The organism is Methanomethylovorans sp. (assembly GCF_050177135.1).
Classification (GTDB): Archaea; Halobacteriota; Methanosarcinia; order Methanosarcinales; family Methanosarcinaceae; genus Methanomethylovorans.
The window spans coordinates 1-7474 of the sequence record NZ_JBFXHJ010000112.1 but is presented as its reverse complement, the minus strand read 5'-3'; the positions used below and the strand labels follow the sequence as shown (position 1 = coordinate 7474).

The 7474-nt window shown below is 42.9% G+C and carries 11 protein-coding genes; 4 read left to right on the top strand and 7 right to left on the bottom strand.

Features of this window, described 5'->3' with window-relative positions:
• The 3 genes from AB7U21_RS09030 to AB7U21_RS09020 all read right to left on the bottom strand — a co-directional run.
• Positions 1–160, bottom strand: a 160-nt coding sequence (locus tag AB7U21_RS09030) for a nitrilase-related carbon-nitrogen hydrolase (RefSeq protein WP_428388443.1), incomplete at its 3' end; no start/stop codon positions are given.
• A gap of 11 nt (positions 161–171) precedes the next feature.
• Positions 172–624, bottom strand: coding sequence for a tRNA (N6-threonylcarbamoyladenosine(37)-N6)-methyltransferase TrmO (tsaA, locus tag AB7U21_RS09025; protein WP_428388441.1), 453 nt, complete (start codon positions 622–624; stop codon positions 172–174).
• Positions 625–656: 32 nt separating this feature from the next.
• Positions 657–1265: a hypothetical protein gene (locus tag AB7U21_RS09020; protein WP_333786639.1), complete on the bottom strand. Its 609-nt coding sequence runs from the start codon at positions 1263–1265 to the stop codon at positions 657–659.
• A gap of 219 nt (positions 1266–1484) precedes the next feature.
• On the opposite strand from AB7U21_RS09020, the gene AB7U21_RS09015 reads away from it, so the two are divergent.
• From AB7U21_RS09015 to AB7U21_RS09000, 4 genes are all read left to right on the top strand, one after another.
• Positions 1485–2534 carry a deoxyhypusine synthase gene (locus tag AB7U21_RS09015; protein ID WP_333786638.1) on the top strand — a complete coding sequence of 350 codons (1050 nt, stop codon included), beginning with the start codon at positions 1485–1487 and terminating at the stop codon, positions 2532–2534.
• Between the two features lie 150 nt (positions 2535–2684).
• Positions 2685–3194, top strand: coding sequence for an ArsR family transcriptional regulator (locus AB7U21_RS09010; protein ID WP_333786637.1), 510 nt, complete (start codon positions 2685–2687; stop codon positions 3192–3194).
• Complete coding sequence (locus AB7U21_RS09005; protein WP_333786636.1) at positions 3191–3979, top strand: MarR family transcriptional regulator; 789 nt, start codon at positions 3191–3193, stop codon at positions 3977–3979. The genes AB7U21_RS09010 and AB7U21_RS09005 overlap by 4 nt, the downstream gene beginning before the upstream one ends.
• An 18-nt stretch (positions 3980–3997) precedes the next feature.
• On the top strand, positions 3998–4528 hold the full coding sequence (locus tag AB7U21_RS09000; RefSeq protein ID WP_428388438.1) for a metallophosphoesterase: 531 nt from the start codon (positions 3998–4000) through the stop codon (positions 4526–4528).
• 6 nt (positions 4529–4534) lie between these two features.
• Here the strand turns inward: AB7U21_RS09000 and AB7U21_RS08995 are convergent, their stop codons facing one another.
• The 4 genes from AB7U21_RS08995 to AB7U21_RS08980 all read right to left on the bottom strand — a co-directional run bounded on the left by AB7U21_RS08995 (position 4535) and on the right by AB7U21_RS08980 (position 7446).
• Entirely contained in the window at positions 4535–4768 is a 234-nt protein-coding gene (locus AB7U21_RS08995) for a hypothetical protein (protein ID WP_428388436.1), read from the bottom strand.
• Between the two features lie 106 nt (positions 4769–4874).
• Positions 4875–5441: an RPA family protein gene (locus AB7U21_RS08990; protein ID WP_333787639.1), complete on the bottom strand. Its 567-nt coding sequence runs from the start codon at positions 5439–5441 to the stop codon at positions 4875–4877.
• Complete coding sequence (locus tag AB7U21_RS08985; RefSeq protein WP_333787640.1) at positions 5442–6689, bottom strand: replication protein A; 1248 nt, start codon at positions 6687–6689, stop codon at positions 5442–5444.
• A gap of 169 nt (positions 6690–6858) precedes the next feature.
• Complete coding sequence (locus AB7U21_RS08980; RefSeq protein ID WP_428388434.1) at positions 6859–7446, bottom strand: universal stress protein; 588 nt, start codon at positions 7444–7446, stop codon at positions 6859–6861.
• Between the last annotated feature and the right edge of the window lie 28 nt (positions 7447–7474).

Below are 7474 nucleotides of genomic sequence, written 5' to 3'. Positions count from 1 at the left end.
CTTCCTCTGCCAGATCACTTATTCCTTCATAACAAAAACCTGTAGAGAAGACTTCCGGGAGTACAATGATATCTGCTCCTGATGACACCGCCTTTTCTGCCATGGACAGAGCTTTAATTATATTATCCGTTTTAGAGCAGTGTTCCACTTCCATTTGTATACATGCCGCATTTATGGAGACCGTAAACCATCACCTGCCACATCATGTTCTATGAACGGTTTTATATCAAGCACCGGAGTACCATCAATGGCATCCAGACCTCTGACAGTAAGCATATTTCCTTTGACTTCCAGCAATTCCACCAGCGTAAGCCCTATACTGTTGGGTCTTCTAGGCGACCTGGAAGCAAAGACACCTGATAGCTTCCCATCATAACGGCGTTTTTGGATCAGATCGTAGCCCTCCGAGCGGTCAAAATAGAACAGCACATAGATCTTAGAGAAATCCGTTATATCTTTAAGGCCATCCTGCAGTTCTTCTTTCAAGACTATCTGTGATATCGAAGAATACATCTTCTCATCAAAAACAGCTTCCTTAAAAGCATTATGTACGTATCCGACAGGATGCATTTGAATAAGTTCGTCATGCTCTATATCCAGATTATCACTGCCTGAAGTTATCAATGATGACGAAAAAGATATGTTCGAATATGATATCACATCTCAACAAGCTTTGTTTGCTTTGTTTTTGGAGTAAGCCCACTTAGGTCCACAAGGTCTTTTATCGTTTCCATCAGTATAATATTTGCCATGGAGACCATTTGACCATCTTCTGCTTTTATTTCATAGGCAGGATCATTTGCAGGTATGGATATCCGCGTGATCTCACTGCGATAGAGTTTCAGGTTCTCGTCCCTTGAAAGTGTTATCATGCATTCGGAAGATTCAAGGCAATTGGCAACACTTTTGTTATTGATGCCGAGATGCAAAAGTTCTTCCCGGAAAACTGGTCTTTTGAAGAGCCGTGAGATGATATAAATAGAAAGGGGCAGACGCATTTCCATGTCCAGGTTCTTGATCTGATCACTTACTATAGAGTAAATATCTGTGCACTTTTCATGATGCTCCAGGCGTTTGTAGACCTTAGAGGGAGGGACTTCTATCTCCTGCAATATTTTGAGGTCACGCAGAGCCCGCAGATACCCAGTCAGTACCAGCCTGTGTTCAACAAAACCTTTGTCTTTAAGCTCCCTGGTGATAGCGCTTATGGACAATTGCCTATCTGCAAGCACATCATTTATCTTCTCAGTAAGATTCTGGGACATGGTACCTGACTGATTGGTAACAGAATTGGATATATTTATCGGTCTGCAAAAGAATAGGATAAAGAACTGTAGTGTTACCTCCAAAGGTTACGCTTAATTACAATGGTGATGGTATGTTTTCCAAAAGATGTGTTTCTCTGAACACCAACTGATAAGTAAATGCAGCAGTTAATGTAGTGTTTCAGAGTTTCATGATTCTGTCCATTGAGAGGTGCCAGGATGGAACCACACAAGATCAATGTTTTCACTAAGAACCCAACAAGACCTTTAGATGTCACGAACAGGTCTATAGGCCAGCTAGTAGACGGCATGCTATATACCGGATTCCAGGGCAGGAAACTTGCCGAATCTGTGCAAGCCTGGAACAATATGCTCAAAGAAGAAGATCTTACTGTCATGATGGGGCTTACAGGTGCAATGGTACCTGCAGGCATGAGGAAAGTGATAGTGCATCTGATAAAGAACAGGATGATAGACTGTCTGGTGAGCACGGGAGCGAACCTGTTCCATGATTGTCACGAAGCTTTTGGAAAGAAACATTATGTTGGATCTCACCTGGCCAACGATGAAGAACTTTTCAGGCATGGAGTGGACAGAATATATGATGTTTTCGCTTTTGAGGAAGAGTTCAGACATACGGACCATTTGGTAGCAGATTTTGCCAGAGGACTTCATGGGAAGAGAATGTCCTCAAGAGAATTCATAGGCCTCCTTGGAAAAAAAATATGCGAAGATGGAAATGGTGATGAATCCATAGTAGGTAGCGCGTATAAGTATGGTGTGCCCATTTTTGTGCCAGCTCTTGGTGATAGCTCCATCGGAATAGGATTGACCATTGCAAGAAGGGCAGGGGTTGATGTTGATGTGGACCAGATAAAAGATGTTGACGAAATAACCCGGATAGTTGAGATGTCTGGTAAGACCGGAGTCGTTTATGTAGGCGGGGGAGTGCCCAAGAACTTCATACAGCAGACAGAGGTTGTGGCTTCCATAATGGGTGCCGATATTGCCGGGCATGATTATGCGATACAATATACCACAGATGTTCCTCACTGGGGTGGCCTTTCAGGATGCACGTTCGATGAGGCTGTTTCCTGGGGCAAGATAGCTGCAGACGCAAAGAAAGTCCAGGTCTTTGTGGATGCGACCATTGCACTTCCCATTGTAGCCCATGCACTGCATGAGAAGAACATGCATGAAAAAAGAAAATCCCCACTATTCCTTTGGCAGGAAAATGGAGAACTAACTATCGATTTTAAAACATTCTGAAATCACATCACCTTTATTAAGATTAAAGAACATATAATATTGGCAAAAAGTGTTCTGATGGATTAACTGAATTTTTGGATCGCTTGTACTTGTGAGTTTCGAGATTTAACTGGTCGCGGTCCATATGAGGTACATTCAGAGGTTAATGCTATGAATAAACGGACAAGAATTATCAATGATCCTTCCGAACTTGTACCACTTCTCCAGATCTTTGGGTCTAAGCGGCATAAAAAAGTATTCGATGCACTCTTAAATTTATGGATGACAAAGGATGAGCTTGAGGAAACGCTGGGAACGGATGTTGCACAGAGTATAAAGATCCTTAAGAAAAGTGGGTTGATCGAAAGCCAATGGCATATGCCTGAACCTGGAAAAACACCACAAAAAGAATATCATAGTTCTTATTCGAAAGTCCAGACCAATTTTCAATGTTCTGTGGAGGATATGAGTGATATCATAATGCTGACTTTCAAGCCTTATGAAGAAGTGAAGGACGTAATAGAAGAACTGGAAAAACTTGTGATCGAGGGGAACGAGTCCATGAGCAGCCTGACAAGAGCATTGAACAAAAGCCCAATGTATATCCGTGCTGTGGCACGGAGGTCTGATAAACTGGCAGTGATGGGACAACGCATCAAGGAAGTAGAGGATAAGGAATGATAGAGCTTCTTAGCAGTAAGAGTGGTATAACCAAGTTCCAGATACTCATTGAAGTGGCTGCCCATCAGCCTAATGTTCGGCAAAAGGAGATAGCTGAAAAGATCGGTGTAACACCTCAGGCAGTTTCAGAGTACATTAAAGAACTTGTGGCTGAAGGACTGGTGAGCTCTGAAGGAAGAGTGAGGTACCGGATAACAAAACAAGGAGTTGAATGGGTTCTGGAAAATGCCGCCGAGATGAAAAGGTATGCAAGGTTTGTGATGAGCGACATCATAAGTCATGTATCCACCTGGACCGCAATAGCTGAAGAAGATGTGAATGCGGAACAGGAAGTATATCTTACGATGAGGAACGGTTTACTCTATGTGAGCACACAGAATGTCACTAATGCCACTGGTACGACCATCTCCGCTGCATCGAAGGGAGAAGATGTAGGTGTCACCGATCTGATGGGACTTATCGACCTGGAAAATGCAAGCATCACTGTCTGTAAGATACCACGTGTAGAAAGAGGTGGATCCAAGAACGTTGACCTGGAAAGATTGGAAAACCTGGTCAGATCAAAATCATATCTTGCTACCATAGGAGTTGAATCTCTTATAGCTCTGAGAAGGGTGGGCAGGGAGCCACATGTGATGTTCGGAGCAAAGGAATCCGTTATAGAGGCAGCTTTCCATGGCCTATCCTCATTGGTACTTGCTATTGATGAAGAGGTTCCTGGCATACTCAGCCGCCTCGAAAGCGAGAACCTGGAATATGAACTTGTCGACCTGTCCCTGCATTGAACTTACCGGAGTCCATAAATGAGGGTCATAGCTATCTCAGATACACACATTGAAACCGGAAAAATACCGGAATATCTTGCGGATGTGATCGCAGATTATGATATCATAGCTCATGCAGGCGATTTCACATCTTACGAATGCTACAAGGCTTTTGAAGCAACCGGTAAGCTGAAAGCTGTGCATGGTAATGCAGATGAGGCTTTGATAAAGCAGGAACTTCCGGAAAAGATCACATTTGAAGTGGGCGGCATAAAGATAGGTATAGTCCATGAAGGAGCCCTCTCTCTGAACGATACCACTGCTCTCAGATACCTTGCCCTTGAGATGGAAGTGGACATACTTGTTTTTGGCCATCTCCACAGACCTCTGATCGAAAAGAGTGATGTATTGCTCATTTGCCCGGGATCGCCTACAAAACCCAGAATGTCCGACCCATGTGCTGTGGAGATCGACATCGATAATGGAAATGTTTCCACCAGAATTATTGAGATCGTTGGCCAGTCCTGCGACTATATAGAATATTCACGCAAACTTGCAGAGGGTGACTAAAGCACTCTATGGAGTACTATTGACCGTTTCGATCTTGAACATTACCCCTGTATCTTTTAAAGTCATCTGCACCTTGTCCCCGAAATTTACGATCACATCCATATCTACATGGTTTCCCCAATCATAGACATAATCATAGGGACCTTTCACAGGAGTAAAACCAAGGGACATCAAACTGCGGGTAACCTCAGAAGGCCTTGCTCCATTACTATTGAACCAGATCAGAAGATATGTTTTCATGATACACCCATCAACTATTGATTATTGTTGTTTATGGCTCTTTTGCTCCAAAAAAGATAAGCACAAGAGATAGAAAAAATTACAGGTTGGGAAACAACCTGTAAGATCAATATTCTTCCTGCAGGGACCTGAGAGCCTTCAGCACCATGGATGCATAGTGCTTTGCTTCGGTCCTGTAATGTTCTTTTGCTCTCAAGGCATCCGGATGGGACGTAGAAAGGACTTTAAGACGTTCCAGAGTGGCCCTGGCTGTGTCAAGCACCCAGAGATCCCTGGTTTCACCGTCGACTATGTACATTGACTCAGGCCTTATGGATGTACGGATCTCGCCTTCCGGGGTAGTATACGTACTGGGCTTGCCCACGATGGCTACGAATTCAGGTGTATCACATTCTGAAAGCACCTGAGCGGCTTCTGGTTGGTACTGACCTGCATATATGAAGAATGAACCTGTTGGGTCAGACACTCGCCCACGCCAGTACTCGGATTCACTGCCAATGTCCTCTTTCTCCGTAAGGGTTCCCACTATGAACATCCTGTTTACTTTTGCGCCCGTAGGAGTGAATAGATACTGTGGAGAATATTGGTCGTTCCCATCCTTGAAGGTCAGATTGGATTCCCTGAATTCCTGAGCGAATATCCTTCTGGCAACTTCACGGGTGTAGCCTGCCATTTAGAACACCTCCGCTGCATTTATGAGCTCTGCAAGCAATTCGGGGTCGAGAGTGGATTCCTTTTTTATTGAATCCACGAGTATGTACCTGTCAACCCGCGGTCCTGAAACTGTATAATACTTGCCCACAAGCTTTTGTTTCATAGCTTCCAGGACCACGCCCTGATCAAGTGCATCTGCAGCCATAGCTATGGCACCTTCGAGTGTAATACCTGAGATCTCCTCAGTAACTTCTCTTTTAAGAAGTATATCCTGAGCAATAGTTCCGGTGTCGAGCACAGCTTTAAGACGCAGGTCATATACTCCATCCACTTTACCGTGTTCTGCACATGCACCTTTTGTTAAAGAACGATTGCATTGAGGGCAACGTTTTATGAGCCCGGAACCTGATTGAATATCCACCATTGCCGCGGTAAGCACAGCTTCTCTGGTGGTAACTTCGATCTCATCGGGTATTTCTTCAATTGAACTGCTTTTGTTCAGAGTGATCTCCAGTTTTCCGTTCCATTCACTCGTCACAGCATTCCGGAAAAGATAGTTCTTTCCTTCGATCACTTCCACCGGGATCTCTGATCTAGCCCATTTGATGAACTTAATATTTGCAGTTTCGTCACCAATAAGCCCAACCTGGGAAATCGATTCATTAGTGTTTTCCCACAGCTGAACAATTTTGCCTTTCACATCGACCCATCTTCCATCCTCGGAAATGTCAGCGACCTTTACAAGAGAGGAAACCCCTTGTGGTTTACTTTGGACATGTATATCATCAGGGGTCTCTTCAACAGAACTGCTCTTATTGAGAGTTACCTCCATTTTACCGTTCCACTCACTGGATACAACATTCTTAAAAATGTAAGTCTTTCCTTCTTCAACTGCCGGCACCTCTGCAGCCGCCCACGAAACGAACTTTATAGTTCCTGTTTCATCTGCCAAGAGCCCAACCTGGGAAATTGATCCATGAGTATTGTCCCATAGCTGAACAACCTTAGCCTTTAAGTTCAACCATTTTCCATCTTCAGAGATATCAGCTACTTTTGAAAAAGATACTTCACCCTGGCCGCCATAGAACTTCTCTTTAGAAATACTATGCTCCTTCAGGAAAAAGTTGACAACGCTTCTCCTGGCTTCTTCCTGGGGAACCTTGAATTTCACGATCAGTTTTTCTAGTCTTTCTTCTATCTTTTCGGCCGGGATATCCACACCAAGTTCATGGAACTTGGTCTTAATGTCTATTACCATTGTGTTCATAGTCTACCTCAAGCCTCTGGTTTGTCTCTTGTTGAGAGGCAAATGGAAGTATTCTGTTAAAGTATAAATATAGCCCGCATCCATGGTGAAAGTATTTTGATTTTCAAAAACCATTGTCTTCTTAGTTGCTGAAATAGAAGTTGTTTTACTAGGATCTTTATTTGCCTTATTATTTGAATACTTTTTTCGACATGCGAGTTATTTTTATATAAATATTGGAAATGTATTTATTTACCACATAAGTAATGTTCTGTTTGGATATTGGTTTGGACCTTTTTACGATCAGCACGGGGTTCTTAGAGTGTCTTGCAACCCTCTGTGGCAAAGTCCCAAGAAAAGATACTTTAAACCTTTGACTTGAATCCCCGATAACTGTCAGATCACTTTTATTTGAAGCTTCCAATATTGCATCTTCAGCAGAATACCTCTCCAATATCTTAAAACTGATAGATATGTTTTCTTCACTTTTACATAAAGCCTGAAGTCTCTCAGCGATCTCCTTCTTCCTTTCACTAACCTCATCAGGATTCACTATTGTAATGATCTCTATTTTTGCCCCTGTATTGAAAGCTAGTTTTTTTGCCAGGTGCAGACCATATGCTGAATTATCTTTTTCATTATATGCTACCACAATTTTATTTGTCTTGTAAGCGAGATGGCCTTTTAATAGAACTATGTGATGTTTCAACGATGAAAGAACCTCATTTGTTACATCACTAAGAGAATACTGGAACCTGTTTGACTCATGCCATCCCATGATCACCAGATCTACATTTTCAACTTCT